We start from the raw sequence: 13,659 nt of genomic DNA on the forward strand, positions 1-13,659 counted from the left end.
TTCATGCCCTGCCGACCGTTGGCTCGCCACTCGCCAGTATGGCGCCAGCAAGGTCCAAATCGACGTTCCGGCCGGACAGCGTGACGGCAAACGTACGTCCTTCCAGCGGTATCCGGCGGGCGAGCACGGCCGCCAACGCGACGGCGCTTCCAGGCTCCAGAACGAGGCCGAATTCGCTGAAGGCCACGCGCATGGCCTCCTTTGCCTCGTCATCCGTGACAGCAAACGTACCGGCCAAATCAGGTCTGATGATCTCGAAGGGAATCTCTGCCATGTAGAGCCCGCTGATGGCGTCGCAGATCGAATGGCCGCCCGGTGCAAGATTGATGCGTTTGCCGGCGGCGAGTGATTTTGCCATCTTCTCGAACCCAACGGCCTCGACGCCATAAACCTTGGTGGACGGAGACAGCTTGCTCAACCCCAGCAGGCAACCGGCTGTCAGTCCGCCGCCGGAGCAGCAGGTAAGCAATACATCGATCCGGGCATTCAGCCTCGCGGCCTGTTCTGCCATTTCAAGCGCGACGGTGCCGGCGCCGGCAACCACCCAGAAATCGTCGGCCGGCGGAATAAGCACCCGGTCCTCGCGTTGCGTGATTTCGGCTGCGACGTCGGCGAGGTCCTTCATCGGAACCTTTACGACGCGTGCCCCATAGGCCGCGATCCGTTCGGCCTTTGCCGCCGGTGCGGTCTCGGGTACGACGACCACGGCTGATGTGCCCATCAGTCCGGCGCAATAGGCAATCGCAAGGCCGTGATTGCCGGAAGACCGGGCGACGACGCCACGCCGCCGTTCGTCGTCGGTCAGCGACCCGACCCTGTTGACCGCTCCACGCAGCTTGAACGAACCCGTGACCTGCAGGCTTTCAGCCTTGAGCAGCAACCGGCCGCCATATTTCCCGTTGAGATAGGACGATTCGAGCAGCGGCGTCTCGATGCAGTAGTTGCTGATGCGGTGGGCTGCAGCTTCGACGTCCTGCAGGGTTGGCAGGGAAGCTGTAGGGGCGGTGGAGAAGCTCATGACATTGATCCGGTGCTACAATTTGATTTACAAATGCACCGATGCCATAAGAGTTCAATTGGTTTATTGCCCTCGGAGCAATTGAGATGCTGGATTACCGCGCCGTTGCCGACGTTGTCGCCGGCGAGATCGCCTCTGGAAAGCTGTCGCCCGGTACGCGGCTGCAGCCGCAAAGAACCTTTGCCTATGAGAGGGGAATAGCGGTCTCGACCGCGAGCCGCGTCTATGCCGAACTCGTTCGGCGCGGTCTGGTTGTCGGCGAAGTTGGGCGCGGGACTTTCGTCAGGACGCCGGACCGGCTGCAATCTGCGCGGATCAGCGAGATCGCCGATGCGCCGATCGATTTGCAACTAGCGACGTCGGGTTCTCTGGAGCAGGCGGCCCTGATGGCGCCTGCGTTCAAGAGCATGGCCAACCCGGCAGCACTCTTTGACGCCATGGACGCCCTCGGCCCCTTCGGGACAAAGGGCGCCGGTGAGATCGTCGCGCGCTATCTCGCGCACGATCATTGGTCCCCGAGGCCTGACGGCATTCTTTTTGCCGGTGGTGGACGTCAAGCGATTGCATGCGCCATGGCAGCTGTCTGCAAGCCTGGCGATCGCATCGGCGTCGAGCCGTTGACCTACCCTTCGGTCATCCGCATGGCGGCTCGGCTCGGCTTGCAGCTCGTGCCGCTTGAGATCGATGGTGACGGCGTCGACGTTGCGGCGTTTATCAGGGCGCATCGCGCGAAGCCGCTCGATGCGATCTACATCCAGCCGACCATCCATAACCCGCTCGGTTTTTCGATGTCGCACGCACGACGAACTGCCCTCGCCGAGGTGCTTGAGGAGACCGGGCTGCTCTGCATCGAGGATGCTGCCTTTGCGTTCCTTTCCGACGCGGCGCCCCTTGCCGCCTATGCGCCGAACCGTGTCGTCTACGTCAACAGCATGCAGAAGCGGCTTGGGCCGGGCATCGGTGTTGGCTTTGTCGTCGTACCGCCGCAGGTCAAAGATCGCATTGCCGCGGTGATGCGTGCCGGGGGCTGGATGGCGTCGTCTCTATCAATGCAGTTGGTGCTATCCTGGATCTCTGACGGCACAGCCGCCCATGTTTCGGACCTGAAGCGGAAGGACGGCCGCGATCGGCAGCTGCTGGCGGCGTGCATTCTTGGCCACGCGTCGCCGTCGGCAGAAAGCAACGCATTTCATATCTGGCTCGAACTGCCGGAGACCTGGAGTGCTGAGGCGTTCGTTTCGGCGGCCGCTCTACAAGGCGTGGCCATCACGCCGGCGGGCGTGTTTAGTGCCACCCTGGGGCGTGCACCAAACGCGGTCCGCGTCGCGATCTCCGCTCCGCCGCTCACTGACCTGGAGCGCGGGCTTCGCGTGATCCGATCCCTGCTGGCCTCGGTTCCTGGCGACGCCGAGATCGAGTGACGAAGGCTTGAAGCAAGCGGGCGCATAGCCCCGCGCTTTTTACCCCGCCAACATCTCTACAACAGTGATCTGCCATCTTGCCGACGCCGCATCTCACAACATGGTGAAATGCGGCTCGCGTCAGCCAACGAACAGAGCGCGCAGCCGGGCGAATAAGCCGCTGCGTTCGCCTGTCGAGATCGACCTGACGAGTTCTGCGGCCGTCTGGGCGTTCACCGTTGCACCGAAGTGGCAATAGCAGATCACGCCGTGCAGCTGCCAGTCGCGCAACTCGAAGAACCTGAGGGCCTCGCCGTAGGTGTCGTTTTCCATGCCTGCGGCACGCAGCATGGTATCTTCGAACGCGACCGAGATCGGCGAGCCGTCGCTGCGCAATGCATCGCGCACGGCAGCCGACTGGTGTTCGGTTTCATACAGCGTCGCCAGGTGTCGGGACGGGCTCTGCTCGAGAAGCTCCGCCCAGCGTTCGAGGCGTTCCTTGCGAGACATGCTCGGCGGCCGGTAGTCCGGTTCGATCTGTGCAAAGACCTGCAATTGCTCGCGTGTATGGTGCTTCATTGTCGCCTCCATTTAGACGATAGATGCTCTGCGCCAGCCCATTTCTCCCCGCCGAAGCGTGACTCTTGTTGGGCGCGAAGTCCAATCACGATGATGCTTCGTGACCCGCTGCCAAACCGGCGTCGCGGCAATCCGTCCACAGGCAACACGCCCGGATGGCCGAAGCACCCAGATTTTGACATCTTGTGGGATCACTCAGGCTGCGTTTTGAGGGAGGCTGCCATGAAGACAAAGGCACGCGACCGCGAACTCATCGATGTGATGAGACGATATTTCGCGGCAAAAGCTGAGCTATCCGAGGTACGAGCGCTTCTGGAGCAGGCCAGGCGCGCCGCCGGCGCGGAGATCAGTAGCTTTTACGATCCGCGCACCAATGTCAGCCATGCCGACGACATCATGCGCTCGCATGCTCTTAACAGCGAGATGCGCTCGCTGATGGATCGAGCCGAAGCCTGGGGCAGGCTGGAGGTTGCGACATTGAGGAGAGATCTGGTGGCGCAGGAGCAGGAATCCGAACCGGTGCCAACGGATGAACCGGCCGCACGCGGTACCGAATAAACGCGGCCCAAAGTGGCGTGCCGAAAGCCTGCGCGATTGCCCGGGTCGCGGTGAGGTGCCGTCGGCGCTGCGCCAAGCACCCAAGCTTCGCTGAGGCATTGGGTGCTTTCGATGAAAGCGTAATGAGCGATTACCGCACTCAACTGGCCCTTATCGTCTCCTGCCGGGCGCTATTCTCGACGATCACGCGATGAGCGTCGATCGAATGGTGCGGGCAGCCGTGGCCGCGCTGACCGTAGTTCCGAAGTGACAATAGCAGATGACCTCGTGCAACTGCCCATCGCTCAGCTCGAAGAAGCGTTTTGCTTCACCATAGGTGTCGCTCGCCAATCCAGCGGAGCGCAGCGCCGTATCTGCGAAAGCGACGGAGATCGGCGAATTGTCGCTGCGCAACGTATCGCGGACCTCGACGGGTCTGTACTCGGTTTCGAAGATTGTTGAGAGAAGCTGCTGCGGTATCTGCTCAAGAAGTGCCGCCCAGCGTTCCAGACGATCCTTGCGAGACATGCTTGCTGGCTGCAGGTCCAGTTCGACCTGCGCAAGGGCCAACAGTTGCTCGCGCGTATGGTGCTTCATTTTCGCCTCCATTCAGACGATAGATGCTTTGCGCCAGCCCATTTTCCGTCATCAAACCTGACTCCGCAACACGGCGAAGTCCAATCACGATGACGTTGCGCGGGCGCGAGCGTCTGTCGCTGCCGGAGGCGAAGGGCACACCCAATGCCACGACCGCTTGCCTTCCGGCGTTGGCAAGCCATCGATGATGACCACCTGTTCGCCACGGGGTGTTGAGCTCGCCCGCAAGGTCTGATGTGAGCAAGGCTTTCGCCGCCGGATATCGGCCGCGAGAAAGGAATAGCCTTTCGCTGAGTGGTACGTGCCGGGGCGGATCCAGTAGATCGAGTTGTGATTTCCGATACGCTGCATTCTCTGATTTTTGCAGAAGTGGGTTCCGGTCGTTGCGTCGCAAATTGGAATAAAACCTGGAGTGGAGCGTAGAATAGATGCTCTGCGGTCCACTCGTCGGCATCGGTGAGTTATGTAAACTCCCTTCCCTCACAGTAAATTCCCGGTTGAATTCTGTGAGCTATTAAGACAAACTCCGTCGCGCAATCGTTTGTCCAATCGTTTCCTAGATTAGTGGCCGAAGGGTCTAGATGCTGCTGTTGAAACTTTTTCGACACGCGGATTCTTATAAATATTGGCGGATGGCCTAAAGGTACAAATGGCTTTCTTTCTGCAAACCTTTGGGGGCTTGAGGCTCGTCGATTCAGAGCGAGGGCAAGTTGCCTATCCCGAGAAAGGTTTGTTACTCCTCGCTTATTTGCTCACGACCAAGGAAGGAGCCGAACAACGAACGGTGATGGCCGCATTCTTGTGGGGCAACGATGGCAATGCCGTTCCCCTCGTGAACATGCGCAAGTTGATCTCCAGGATAAAAGTCCGCCAGGACGAACTTGGAGCGCAATTCCTCTCGTTTACCAGTAACATGATCCACATGGATCGCTCGTCGTTGTCATCGGATATGGATTCGGCGACCGATACCGAAATAGCCGATCCCTTGCCCCAGCTCCACAGCCTTGCAACGCTGATGCATCGGTCTTTCCTGGGGCCGGTCGACTGTCAGAGCCGCGCTTTTCATGGCTGGCTCGCGGAACAGAAAGACCGCCAAAATACCCTTCTCAAAGCTCTGTTGAGAAAAGCGTCGCGCGCGCAGCGCTCGGAGGAAGAGGCTGAAGTTCTCAAGGATGCGGGGATATTGCTCATCGAGGCGGAATACGCGGATCCGGATACGTTGCAGTTGCTCGTCGAAATCTTTCAAGCGGAAGAGCAAGTCGACCACCTCAGGAAAATTCTCGACAAGCGATGCAAGGCGCTTACACGAGGTGCCGATCTCGTGAGCGTCTTGGCGAGCCGAGACGCGGGAACTGGGTCGGGCGCACGGCCGTACGCCCGTCCCGCCAGCATGTCCGAACCTGATTTTCAGACTGAATCTGGACAAACGCACCGTCATGCAATCCCTCGTCTGGTGCTGTTGCCTCCGAGCGACCACGTCGGGCGCCCGGACTTTGGTTTCATCGCGAGTGCCCTGATCGAGGATATCACAATCGGGTTTTGCGCCTTCAACAGCCTGCAGGTGATCGCCCACCATTCTGCCGTCCGGATCGGACACCAGCTTGGGAACCAGGCTGATTTCTTCGAGCGTTTTTCTCTGAACTACATCCTCGACAGCCGGATCAGCAGTCAGACAAGCGAAGGAACGTTGTTCGTCCAGCTCATCTTCTTTCCCGATAATGAGGTCGTCTGGGCGGAAAGGTTCAGCCTGAGCCATCCGGAACTCATCGCTACCCGGCGTGTGATCGCACGAAACATCGCGCTTTCGGTTTCAAGCGAGATCGAGCGGCATGAGGCGGCGCGTCTTTATCGCGAGCTGAATCCGGCAGCGTACCACAGCTATCTCGTGGGACGACGGCACCTGAACCGGCTGACGCTGCCGGACTTGCGGCGCGCCCGCAAGGAGATGAAGACCGCACTCCATGCGAGCGCCGATTTTGCGCCGGCGCTGAGTTCGATCGCCAGGACCTACTCAAAGGAATGGCTGCTGACCGCACGAGGCGACCTCGAGCTACTGAAGTCGGCCGAGGTGTTTGCTATGCGTGCCATCGGTGCCCGCCGGAATCTGGCTGACGGCTATCGTGAGTTTGGCGTGGCCAAGCTGTTGCAGGGGGCCTTCGATGAAAGCGCCGAAGCGATGGAACTGGCGGAGACGCTTGGTCCCCATTATGCCGATATCATTGCCGACCACGCCGATACACTCGTCCATTGCTCGCTTCCCGGCAAGGCGTTGGAAAAGATCGAACGTGCGATTGAGCTCAATCCGTTGAGCCCGGACTCCTATCTCTGGACCGCGGCGGGTGCGAACTACGCGCTCAGCGAATTCGAGACATCGCTGGACTACATCGGACGTATGGCCGATCCGAGCCTGGCCGACAGGCTTTCGGCCGCGAACTGGGCGATGTTGGGCCATAAAGACAAAGCGCGTGTCTTTGTTCGTCGGGTGCGTGAAGCCAACCCCAATTTCGACCTGGATACGTGGCTTGCCGCTGTTCCCAGCAAGGAACAATGGCACAAAGACCTCTACCGAGAAGGCTTGAAGAGGGCAGGATTTTAGACCGAGCAGATCATAGTGAGAGGGGAATACGGATGGCCAAAGTTGTTGTGATAGGTATCGAAGGCGAACAGGGCCTTTGGATTGTCGATCTGAATGCTCGTAGCGTAGAGCCGCTGGATTCGCCGAAGGCCGGTGGACTGAAGACGGTTGCCGATCTACGCGCCGCCGGGGTGAGTGTGATCAGGGGGGCCGACGTGGCGCTGGTCGTCAAGTCGGCCGCTGCCGCATCGTCGGGTCACTACGAAGGGTAGGCTCCGGCTTAAAGAAACGGCAGCGCAATCCCCGTTGCAGGCGATAACAACTGCAGCCAGGACTGTCTCGGCCATGCGACTCATACGAACCTGCGCTGATATTGATCTATTGCGTGGGGCCGTGTGCGGTCATCCGGCGAGGAGCGGACCTAGAGCGACGCCTTGGCATCGGTCGAGGTTTTCTCCTTGCCGGAAGCCAAAATCGCTCCGGCGCAAGAGGTCAATATCGACGCAGGTTGGTATTGGGTGCAGTTGAACGCGGATGCCATGCCTCGGCGTGAGTTGGTACGCCCTGAGTTTTTTCGACTGCTGGCGCTACAGCATGCAGCGCGCAGGATGCCTGGCGATCATTCAAGCGAACTCAGCCACGGGCCAGTTGCATCACAAATCATCAGAGCACTGACTGAGGGCTCCACTGAGCGGCTTTGAATAAATCCTGAGCATAGTAGCCTGATTGTAGCCGCTCGCCTTATAGTATTCGGCAGTGGCGCCCTCGTTTTGCGACAAAAGCCACGCGCTCGAAAAGCCGGAACTCAGGGCTTCAGCCTCAAGAAATCCAAGCAACTGCTTGCCGATGCCACGTCGCTGGTGAGAGGGCAGAACCGCGATTTCAGGAATGTACAGGCCCCTGCCGGCAGCCGACGTATGGGGGAGGCCGATCGCAAAGCCACGCAATGTGCCACTTTCCAATGCCCCGACGCCCAGCCAACCGGGAGTGGTCGACAACTCGCCCATCCGTGCCGCCGCTCTCTCCAAGGTCCACGCCTCATTCCAAGGCGGCTCGATATATGCCTTCACGATGATGGCGGCGGCCTGCAACGCGTGGTCTTCATTTATCCGTTGGAAGATGACCGGCATCCAAACTCCGCTTGTCACGTGTTGTTTTGGCAAAAGTCACGGTCATTCACTATTCCAATCGCTGGCCGATAACAACTCTACGGCATTGTTGATGATAGTCGAAACGCGCTGATTGAAGCGTGAATACGACTGGCAATCCGCCAGTCTTGAGTTCGGAATGGACCTGTCTCGATTTGGGGCAGCCGACCTTCGCGGTCCTGCTTCACCGACGGAATCGACCCGAGGCCGAGGACTGCCGACACCGTGGAAGCCGATGCGCCCGCAGGTTTCTCTAACTGCAACATCGTGGCTGTGCGACAAGCGCTGCTCGTTCTCGGGGTAATGCAGGCAGATTGGGTGGCGCGCGCCAAACCGTCTCGGGGGGAGCTGGAACCAGCACTTATACCAATCCGCACTGATATTGACCTATTTGGTCCGGTTCCGGTTCTCTCCTTGCCCGAAACCAAAATCGCTCCGGCGCAAGAGGTCAATATCAGCGCAGGTTGGTAGTATGTGAAAATGAGGCCGCCGCAATGATCCGTGGCACCGAGCGGTTTAGCCGGGCGATAGAATCAAGAAAGCCGGCGAGATGCCGGCTTCCTCTGGACGTGAACCCAATCACGCCGTCTGGAGGGCAGCAGCCGGTTCGGGGTCCTCGATGGACCTGCCGGCATTGTAGACGGTCTCGTCGAGAATGCCTTCGCGCTTGGAAACAATCGTCGGCACCAGCGCCTGACCGGCGACGTTGACGGCGGTGCGACCCATGTCGAGGATCGGGTCGATGGCAAGCAGCAAGCCCACACCCTCGAGCGGAAGGCCAAGCGTCGACAGGGTGAGCGTCAGCATCACGGTTGCACCGGTCAGACCGGCGGTCGCTGCCGAGCCGAGCACGGAGACGAAGACGATCAGCACATATTCCTGCAGTCCAAGCGGCACGCCGAAGAACTGCGCGATGAAAATCGCCGAGATCGCCGGATAGATCGCCGCGCAACCATCCATTTTGGTCGTTGCTCCGAGCGGAACGGCAAAGGCCGCAAACTCGCGCGGCACGCCGAGGCTCTTTTCGGTCACGGTCTCGGTGACAGGCAGGGTGCCGACCGACGAGCGCGACACGAACGCAAGCTGGATTGCCGGCCAAGCACCGGCAAAGAAGCGCGACGGCTTCAGGCCATGCACGATCAGCAGCGCCGGATAGACGACGAAGAGCACGATGGCAAGGCCGATATAGACAGCTGCCGCATACCAGCCGAGCTGCGCCAGCGTTCCCCAGCCATATTGCGCCACGGCGCGGCCGAGCAGACCGATGGTGCCGATGGGCGTCAGGCGAATGACCCACCAGAGGATCTTGCGGACGATGGCCAGTAGCGACTGGTTGAAGGCGAGGAAGGGCTTGGCCGCTTCACCGGCTTTCAGCGCGGCAGCACCAAAGGCGATGGAAACGACCAGGATTTGCAGCACGTTGAAATTCAGCGACGTGCTGGCGCTTCCTTCCGTCAGCTTGGTGCTTGCCTCGAGACCCAGCATGTTGGCGGGGACCAGGCCCTTGAGGAAATCAAGCCACGAGCCCGCATAGGATGGCGCCTTGGCGGCCTCCTGCGACACGGCAGAGCCAACGCCGGGCTGGATGATGAGGCCAAGTGCGATGCCGATGATGACAGCGATGAACGAGGTGATCGCGAACCAGAGCAGGGTTTGCCAGACCAGTTTCGCCGCATTCTGAAGCGTCGCCAGATTGGCGATGGAGGCAACGATCGCCGTAAAGACGAGCGGCGGAACCAGGGCGCGCAAAAGCTGCACGAAGATGGAGCCGATCGTCTGGAGCGTCACGGTCAGCCAGTTGGGGTTGCCGGCTGCGTCGGCGCCTATGTTTCGGGCGATGAGACCGAGCAGCAGTCCGATGACCATGGCTGCCAGAACTTGAAAGCCGAAGGACATGAAAAACGGCTTCGGGGATTTGATAATAGCTTGGGACACGATTCACACTCGATTGATTTGGAGCAGAGCGTTTGGGAGGAAACTTCCGCAACGCGGGCAAATTAGTCAAGGTTGTGGCTGAGGATAAGCAACCGTTTGGCTCGGGACCAATCATAGGTGGAATAATTTTCCCGGCCGAAGGTTTCGCGTCGGTGCATGGCGGAGGGGCGAAACCGGCAATTCGTTATGTTGCGCCCGGTTGCAAGCGTCGCAAGCCGTGTATTCGAGGGCTGGCGGGTCGCAGTGCAAGCTCTACGCATACCAATCTGACATCACTGCCCTATCTGGAGCCTGTGGATTTCACCCTCAGGAGAAGAGCATGCAGATCAATCGCACAGGATCGGCTAAATGGGCCGGCGGTCTCAAGGACGGTAGGGGTCAGATTTCGACGCATAGCGGCGCACTCAAGGACTATCCGTATGGGTTCGCAGCGCGCTTCGAAGGCGTCGCAGGCACCAACCCGGAGGAACTCATCGGGGCGGCTCACGCCGGTTGTTTTACGATGGCGTTGTCGCTGATCCTCGGGGAGGCTGGCCTGACGGCTGACAGCATGGAGACGAGCGCCAAGGTCACGCTTGAATCCGTCGCCGACGGCTTTGCCATCACGGCTATCCATCTGGCACTGAAAGGCCGGGTGCCGGGAGCGGATCTGGCAAAATTCACCGAGCTGGCAAACAAGGCGAAAGCGGGATGCCCGGTGTCAAAGGCACTCGGGGCGGTTCCGATAACACTCGACGTCAGTCTGGCGTGAGAAGCGCGCGTGCGCCGACCTGGTCGGCGCACGCGCATGTTCGTGCCAGTCGAATTCGAACGCCCGCGAACGAACAGGCCTTGCCGCTTAACGCCAGCCGAGTGCAGGCGCCACGTGCTTCAGGATCGCTTCGATGACGTGCGCGTTGTAGTCGACGCCGAGCTGGTTGGGGACGGTTAAAAGCAGCGTATCGGCCTCGGCCACGGCTTCATCCCCGGCGAGTTGCTTGATGAGCACGTCAGGCTCGGCGGCATAGGACCTTCCGAAGATTGCCCGTGTATTCTCGTCGATGAAACCGATCGTGTCCTGTTCCTTGCCGCTTTGGCCGAAATAGGCGCGGTCGCGATCATCGACGATCGCAAAGATGCTGCGGCTGACGGAGACCCTCGGCGTGCGGGTGTGGCCCGCTTCCTTCCACGCCTGGCGGTAGGCGCGGATCTGCGCGGCCTGCTGAACATGGAACGGCTCTCCGGTCTCGTCGTCCTTCAGGGTCGAACTCTGCAGGTTCATGCCGAGCTTTGCCGCCCAGACGGCGGTGGCGTTCGAACTGGAGCCCCACCAGATGCGGTCGCGCAACCCTTCCGAATGGGGTTCGAGCCGCAACAGACCCGGCGGGTTCGGGAACATCGGCCGCGGGTTGGGTTGGGCGAAACCGTTGCCTTTCAGCGCTTCGAGAAACACTTCGGCGTGGCTTCGGCCCATGTCGGCATCCGATGCGCCGTCTTGTGGCTGGTAGCCGAAATACCGCCAGCCATCGATCACCTGCTCGGGCGAGCCGCGGCTGAGGCCGAGCTGAAGACGGGAGCCCGAAATCAGGTCGGCGGCACCGGCGTCTTCGGCCATGTAAAGCGGGTTCTCGTAGCGCATGTCGATCACGGCCGTGCCGATCTCGATGCGCTTCGTCCTTGCGCCGACGGCGGCCAGAAGCGGGAAGGGGGAGGCCAGCTGCCGGGCAAAGTGATGCACACGGAAATAGGCGCCGTCAGCGCCGAGTTCCTCGGCCGCAACCGCGAGGTCGATGGACTGCAGAAGCGCATCACCTGCCGAGCGGGTTTGCGACTGGGAGGAGGGGGTCCAATGACCGAAGGAAAGGAATCCGATTTTCTTCACGATAGTGCCGCCTGGGGATGTGTCATTGCTACTATCTTAGATGGCATAAGATCGTCTCTGGCGACAGCCTTGGAGGGTCGAACGCTGTGTTTCCGATCTGCTCGCGAACCGCCCTGTTGCCGACCTTGCAAAACGTAAGCAGCATTTTGGGATACTTCACAGAACCGCCTGCGCATCTGGTCTCTTCCTGAACTGCCGGCGGTAGCTTGCCGGCGAGATCGAGAAGGCGCGGGTAAAGTGCTGGCGCAGCGATACCGTGGAGCCGAAGCCGGCCATCTCTGCGACCCGGTCGATCGAGCAGGAGCCGGTTTCGAGCAGGCGTTGCGCGGTCGCCAGCCGCTGGTTCAGCAGCCATTGCGTAAACGTGGTTCCGGTCGCCTTTCTGAAATGCCGGGTGAAGCTGCGCAGGCTCACCCCGGCCCGTGCCGCCAGCTTTTCGAGTGACAATGGCTCGCCCAGATGCTCGATTGCCCAATTGATCGTCGCACCGAGCTGCGCCTCGCCGCCGGCGGAGGGCATTGGCTTCTCGATATATTGGGTCTGGCCGCCATGCCGATGCGGCGCCACCACCAGCCGCCGGGCGATGCGGTTGGCAATTTCTGCCCCATGATCGCGACGTACGATATGCAGACAGCAGTCGATGGCCGCGGCCGTCCCGGCCGATGTCAGGATGTCGCCATCGTCGACATAGAGTGCATCCTGATCCAGGGCGACCTGCGGATAGTTTCGTTGGAAATCCTCAGCCCAGGCCCAATGGGTGGATGCCGGTCGCCCGTTCAGCACGCCCGCTTCCGCCAGTACGAAGGTACCAAGGCAAAGCCCGACCAGCCGCGCGCCGCGTGCGTTAGCGGCCCTAACGCTCTGCAGCAAGGCTTCAGGAGGCCGTTCGTCCGGATCCCGCCAGGCCGGCACGATGACTGTGTCGGCCTGCCCCAGGTGGCTCAGATCATGTGTCACCTCAATGCGAAAGCCGGAGCCGGTGGCAATCGACCCGGTGTTCTCGCCGCAGATCAGCAGGCGATATCGGGGCGCTCCGAGTTTCAAAAGCTCATCGCCGAACACGATGCAGGGCACCGACAGGTGGAAGGCGCTGATGCCTTCAAAGGCGATGACGGCAATGGTGTGCATAGGCGCGGTGATCCCATTTTGATGAATTGGCCAGAACTTAGCACATATTGTCATTCTGGCCACTTTCGCGACGCCGCCGCATGCGGGATTTTCAGCTATCAACAACGATGCGAAAGGACGTCTTCCATGATGCAGCACCCAACCATCCGAACTATGGCCGGAGCCACAGCGCCGCGAAGTCTTGACCCCGCCAAGACCGCCCTGTTGGTGATCGACTTTCAGAACGAATACTTCAGCGGCAGGATGCCGATCCCGGACGGCGAAGAGGCGCTCGCCAACGCCAAGCGTCTCATCGAGCGTGCCGATGCGGACGGGATGAAAGTCTATCACGTGCAGCACGTGGCACCGGCGGGAAGCCCGGTCTTTGCCGAGGATAGCGCGACGTCCCGGTTTCACGACGAAATTCAGCCATCCGCCAGCCATTCGGTGGTGCGTAAATCGTCGGTGAGTGTGTTTCCGACCACCGACCTCGATCAGCGCCTGAAGGATGCCGGCGTCGATACACTCATCATTGCCGGCCTGATGACCCATGCCTGCGTTGCCGGCGCTGCACGCGATGCCGTCCCGCTCGGTTACCATGTGATTGTCGCCGACGATGCCTGCGCCACGCGGGATCTCGACATAGCAGATGGCAAGACCGTCTCGCATGTCACTCTGCACCGCGCAGCTCTAGCCTCGATCGACGACACCTTCGGGGACATCGTCACGACCGAACAGCTCTTGGCTCTGCCACTGACGGACAAATGACACCTTACCGCCCTTGAGGCCCAAAGCCTGAGAGATGGGAGGCAACATGGTGCCTCCCAACGTTCCTCAGTAGCGCTGCGCATGTAACGGATCATTCTTCAACCCCGGTGAAATGCGGGATCTCGGCCTCCAAC

Annotated in this window: 13 protein-coding genes; 6 read left to right on the forward strand and 7 right to left on the reverse strand. The window is 60.5% G+C overall.

The features are described from left to right. Nucleotide 1 precedes the first annotated feature (1 nt). Complete coding sequence (locus ABIE33_RS15385; RefSeq protein ID WP_429126337.1) at nucleotides 2-1,018, reverse strand: threonine ammonia-lyase; 1,017 nt, start codon at nucleotides 1,016-1,018, stop codon at nucleotides 2-4. 86 nt (nucleotides 1,019-1,104) lie between these two features. On the opposite strand from ABIE33_RS15385, the gene ABIE33_RS15390 reads away from it, so the two are divergent. Then, nucleotides 1,105-2,439, forward strand: a complete 1,335-nt coding sequence (locus ABIE33_RS15390; protein ID WP_429126338.1) for a PLP-dependent aminotransferase family protein — start codon at nucleotides 1,105-1,107, stop codon at nucleotides 2,437-2,439. Between the two features lie 120 nt (nucleotides 2,440-2,559). On the opposite strand, the gene ABIE33_RS15395 is transcribed toward ABIE33_RS15390, so the two are convergent. Then, entirely contained in the window at nucleotides 2,560-2,997 is a 438-nt protein-coding gene (locus ABIE33_RS15395; RefSeq protein ID WP_429126340.1) for a hypothetical protein, read from the reverse strand. A 222-nt stretch (nucleotides 2,998-3,219) separates the two neighbouring features. Here ABIE33_RS15395 and ABIE33_RS15400 point away from each other — a divergent pair, with 222 nt between their 5' ends. After that, nucleotides 3,220-3,555: a hypothetical protein gene (locus ABIE33_RS15400; RefSeq protein WP_429126341.1), complete on the forward strand. Its 336-nt coding sequence runs from the start codon at nucleotides 3,220-3,222 to the stop codon at nucleotides 3,553-3,555. A gap of 183 nt (nucleotides 3,556-3,738) precedes the next feature. Here the strand turns inward: ABIE33_RS15400 and ABIE33_RS15405 are convergent, their stop codons facing one another. Beyond that, nucleotides 3,739-4,131: a hypothetical protein gene (locus tag ABIE33_RS15405; protein ID WP_429126343.1), complete on the reverse strand. Its 393-nt coding sequence runs from the start codon at nucleotides 4,129-4,131 to the stop codon at nucleotides 3,739-3,741. A 649-nt stretch (nucleotides 4,132-4,780) separates the two neighbouring features. On the opposite strand from ABIE33_RS15405, the gene ABIE33_RS15410 reads away from it, so the two are divergent. Together ABIE33_RS15410 and ABIE33_RS15415 are read left to right on the forward strand one after the other, a co-directional pair. Further along, complete coding sequence (locus tag ABIE33_RS15410) at nucleotides 4,781-6,727, forward strand: hypothetical protein (protein ID WP_429126345.1); 1,947 nt, start codon at nucleotides 4,781-4,783, stop codon at nucleotides 6,725-6,727. Nucleotides 6,728-6,759: 32 nt separating this feature from the next. Then, entirely contained in the window at nucleotides 6,760-6,978 is a 219-nt protein-coding gene (locus ABIE33_RS15415) for a hypothetical protein (RefSeq protein ID WP_429126346.1), read from the forward strand. Between the two features lie 381 nt (nucleotides 6,979-7,359). Here ABIE33_RS15415 and ABIE33_RS15420 read toward each other — a convergent pair whose 3' ends face one another. Next, a complete protein-coding gene (locus tag ABIE33_RS15420) occupies nucleotides 7,360-7,836 on the reverse strand; it encodes a GNAT family N-acetyltransferase (protein WP_429126348.1) in 477 nt (158 codons plus the stop codon). 597 nt (nucleotides 7,837-8,433) lie between these two features. Further along, the gene (locus ABIE33_RS15425; RefSeq protein ID WP_429126350.1) at nucleotides 8,434-9,750 is read right to left on the reverse strand and encodes a dicarboxylate/amino acid:cation symporter; all 1,317 of its coding nucleotides are present in this window, start codon (nucleotides 9,748-9,750) and stop codon (nucleotides 8,434-8,436) included. Between the two features lie 358 nt (nucleotides 9,751-10,108). Between ABIE33_RS15425 and ABIE33_RS15430 the strand changes: the two genes are divergently transcribed. Beyond that, on the forward strand, nucleotides 10,109-10,540 hold the full coding sequence (locus ABIE33_RS15430) for an OsmC family protein (RefSeq protein WP_429126352.1): 432 nt from the start codon (nucleotides 10,109-10,111) through the stop codon (nucleotides 10,538-10,540). Between the two features lie 87 nt (nucleotides 10,541-10,627). On the opposite strand, the gene ABIE33_RS15435 is transcribed toward ABIE33_RS15430, so the two are convergent. Together ABIE33_RS15435 and ABIE33_RS15440 are read right to left on the reverse strand one after the other, a co-directional pair. Further along, the gene (locus tag ABIE33_RS15435; RefSeq protein WP_429126354.1) at nucleotides 10,628-11,650 is read right to left on the reverse strand and encodes an LLM class flavin-dependent oxidoreductase; all 1,023 of its coding nucleotides are present in this window, start codon (nucleotides 11,648-11,650) and stop codon (nucleotides 10,628-10,630) included. 156 nt (nucleotides 11,651-11,806) lie between these two features. After that, nucleotides 11,807-12,778 carry a GlxA family transcriptional regulator gene (locus tag ABIE33_RS15440; RefSeq protein ID WP_429126355.1) on the reverse strand — a complete coding sequence of 324 codons (972 nt, stop codon included), beginning with the start codon at nucleotides 12,776-12,778 and terminating at the stop codon, nucleotides 11,807-11,809. Between the two features lie 126 nt (nucleotides 12,779-12,904). Here ABIE33_RS15440 and ABIE33_RS15445 point away from each other — a divergent pair, with 126 nt between their 5' ends. Beyond that, nucleotides 12,905-13,525 carry a cysteine hydrolase family protein gene (locus tag ABIE33_RS15445; protein WP_429126357.1) on the forward strand — a complete coding sequence of 207 codons (621 nt, stop codon included), beginning with the start codon at nucleotides 12,905-12,907 and terminating at the stop codon, nucleotides 13,523-13,525. The last annotated feature ends 134 nt before the right edge of the window (nucleotides 13,526-13,659 follow it).

Source organism: Ensifer sp. 4252, assembly GCF_050434565.1.
Taxonomy (GTDB): domain Bacteria; phylum Pseudomonadota; class Alphaproteobacteria; order Rhizobiales; family Rhizobiaceae; genus Ensifer.